1 protein-coding gene and 1 pseudogene are annotated in these 1,010 nt (G+C 73.3%); both read left to right on the plus strand.

The features are described from left to right. Positions 1-95 (plus strand): annotated as a pseudogene (locus tag ACFWOG_RS40940) (roadblock/LC7 domain-containing protein); the annotation flags it as partial. Positions 96-256: 161 nt separating this feature from the next. Further along, positions 257-967: a DUF742 domain-containing protein gene (locus ACFWOG_RS40945; RefSeq protein ID WP_329947346.1), complete on the plus strand. Its 711-nt coding sequence runs from the start codon at positions 257-259 to the stop codon at positions 965-967. Positions 968-1,010 lie beyond the last annotated feature (43 nt).

Here is a 1,010-nt window from a genome sequence, read left to right on the forward strand (position 1 = left end):
TCGTCGGATACGAGATGGCCCTGCTCGTCGACCGGGCCGGCGCCGTCCTCACCCCCGCACTCCGCGCAGAACTCCAGGGCAGTCTCCTGCACTGACGGACCGTCGGATACCGTCCTGGTATTCGAAGCACCTCCGCGCCCGTCCCGGGCCCGCTTCGGCGGGCTCGGGATCGGACGTAGTACGGCCTTCGCACCACCGGCTCGGGACCAGTGCCCGAGCTCGCACCGCACCGCCGCACCCTGTGAGGAGAGGATCCGTGACACCGCCCGACGACCGCAGCGGCCAGTACGGCGTTCCGTACCCTGGCACAGGCCATGACGCCTTCGGAGCACCCGGCGTCGGCCACGGTCAGCAGTACGGCCAGCCGCTCCACGGCCAGCACGACCAGCACTACGGACAGCCGCAGTACGGCGGGCCGTACCCGCCGGGGCAGTACGACGAGTACGGCCGGCCCCGGCAGCCGCAGCCCTCCTACGACGCGCCCCCCGCGGGCTACCCGAGGCAGGACGGGACGGCCGGCCAGCAGCCCGGCCCCGGCCTCGGGGGCCGGTCGGCCGTCGGGCACCAGGGCGGCCGGTCGGCCCAGCGGCCCGGGCACGCTGACGAGTTCGACGACGAGCAGGACTCCGGCCCGCTGATCCGACCGTTCGCGATGACCGGCGGACGGACCCGGCCCCGCTACGAGCTCGCCCTGGAGGCGCTCGTCTCGGCCGACGTGGATCCGCAGCGCCTGGCCACCCTGCTCCCCGAGCACCAGCGGATCTGCACCCTGTGCACCGAGGTGAAGTCCGTGGCCGAGGTGTCGGCGCTGCTCTCCCTTCCGCTGGGAGTGGCCCGCATCCTCGTGGCCGACCTGGCCGAGGCCGGCCTCGTCGCCATCCACCAGCCCGCTTCCGGCGGCGAATCCGGAAACCAGCCCGACGTCACGCTGCTCGAAAGGGTCCTCAGTGGACTTCGCAAGCTCTAACGCGGCCGCCCCCACCCGCGCCACCACCTCCGCGAAGATCGTC

The sequence above is a fragment of the Kitasatospora sp. NPDC058406 genome, assembly GCF_042722765.1.
GTDB lineage: Bacteria > Actinomycetota > Actinomycetes > Streptomycetales > Streptomycetaceae > Kitasatospora.